The following is a 1,589-nucleotide window of genomic DNA, read 5'->3' as shown; positions in this document are numbered from 1 at the left end:
GGATACGGGAAGCGGGGGAGCCGCTCAGGGAAGGACGGCGGGAAGCCGGCCGGACCGGTCGAGGGCGCGCTGGGCCTCGGCACGCTCCCTGGCGCGGCGGCGGTCCTCCATCACGGAGGTCCAGGCGTTGCGGCGGGCGGTGCGCTGGCCGCCGCTCAGGAGCAGGGACTCGACCGTGCGCAGTACGTCGGTGAAGGACGGAATCGCGGTGGCGCGGATGGGCGCGGCCTGCATGATCGGATCCCCCTCGTGACGACGGTCGGTGTACGTGATGTGAGTCCAGGGTCACCGACTGGTGTTACCAGGGCGTGACCGACCGGTCAAACACGAATGAAGCCTTGCGGCCATGGGCCGGAAGGCGGACGCGGCCCTGAGCGACGCCCTCCACCTGCGAGGACGGTCAGGACCGCGTCGGATCGGCCGGTGCCGTCGTGTGCTCGATGTGTGCCCGATTTCATGCGTCGGCCGCCCGCCCGGCGGGCAGGGCGGTGACGGAGCGTCACCCGTCGTCAGACCGCCTGGGCGGCGACATAGGCGCCGCGCTTCTCGACAGCCATCTGGTACAGGCGCCCGGCGCGGTAGGAGGACCGCACCAGCGGGCCGGACATCACGCCCGAGAAGCCGATCTGCTCGGCCTCCTCCTTCAGCTCGACGAACTCCTGCGGCTTGACCCACCGCTCCACGGGGTGGTGGCGCACCGACGGGCGCAGGTACTGGGTGATGGTGATCAGCTCGCAGCCGGCGTCGTGCAGCTGCTTGAGCGTCTCGCTGATCTCCTCGCGGGTCTCGCCCATGCCGAGGATGAGGTTGGACTTGGTGACCAGGCCGTGGTCGCGGGCCATGGTGAGGACCTTCAGGGAGCGCTCGTAGCGGAAGCCGGGGCGGATCCGCCGGAAGATCCTGGGAACCGTCTCGATGTTGTGGGCGAAGACCTCCGGGCGGGAGGAGAAGACCTCCTCCAGCTGCTCCGGGTTCGCGTTGAAGTCGGGGGCCAGCAGCTCGACCTTCGTACGGCCGCCCTCGCGGTTCGCGGTCTGCTGGTGGATCTGGCGCACGGTCTCGGCGTACAGCCAGGCGCCGCCGTCCTCCAGGTCGTCGCGGGCGACACCGGTGACGGTGGCGTAGTTCAGGTCCATGGCGACCACGGACTCGCCCACGCGGCGCGGCTCGTCACGGTCCAGTGCCGCGGGCTTGCCGGTGTCGATCTGGCAGAAGTCGCAGCGCCGGGTGCACTGGTCGCCGCCGATGAGGAAGGTCGCCTCGCGGTCCTCCCAGCACTCGTAGATGTTCGGGCAGCCCGCCTCCTGGCAGACCGTGTGCAGGCCCTCGCTCTTGACGAGGTTCTGCATCTTCTTGTACTCGGGGCCCATTTTCGCCCGAGTCTTGATCCACTCGGGCTTGCGCTCGATGGGGGTCTGGCTGTTGCGGACCTCCAGGCGCAGCAACTTGCGTCCGTCGGGTGCGACTGCGGACACGACCGGCTCCCTAACGATTGACTCTTCGGTGTCCCCCAGGGTACGCCCGGGGTCTGTACGGCCCCGCCGCCCCCGTCCTTCCCCGTCCCCGGCGCCGCCGGGGGCCCGGCCCGG

Annotated in this window: 2 protein-coding genes; both read right to left on the bottom strand. The window is 70.2% G+C overall.

Translation table 11 applies throughout. The features are described 5' to 3' along the window. Positions 1-24: 24 nt before the first annotated feature. Positions 25-234: an SCO2195 family GlnR-regulated protein gene (locus CCN35_RS26315; RefSeq protein ID WP_067391844.1), complete on the bottom strand. Its 210-nt coding sequence runs from the start codon at positions 232-234 to the stop codon at positions 25-27. A 275-nt stretch (positions 235-509) separates the two neighbouring features. Then, positions 510-1,475, bottom strand: coding sequence for a lipoyl synthase (gene lipA / locus CCN35_RS26310; RefSeq protein WP_067391841.1), 966 nt, complete (start codon positions 1,473-1,475; stop codon positions 510-512). Positions 1,476-1,589: the final 114 nt, after the last annotated feature.

This window comes from Streptomyces thermovulgaris (assembly GCF_002155915.1).
Classification (GTDB): domain Bacteria; phylum Actinomycetota; class Actinomycetes; order Streptomycetales; family Streptomycetaceae; genus Streptomyces; species Streptomyces thermovulgaris.
Note: the sequence above shows the minus strand (reverse complement) of the source record. Positions and strands in the feature narration are given on the sequence as shown.

What these genes read in the sequence shown, in the direction of transcription:
- CCN35_RS26315 (WP_067391844.1), bottom strand. Translation starts at nt 234, where the DNA reads ATGCAGGCCGCGCCCATCCGCGCCACCGCGATTCCGTCCTTCACCGAC.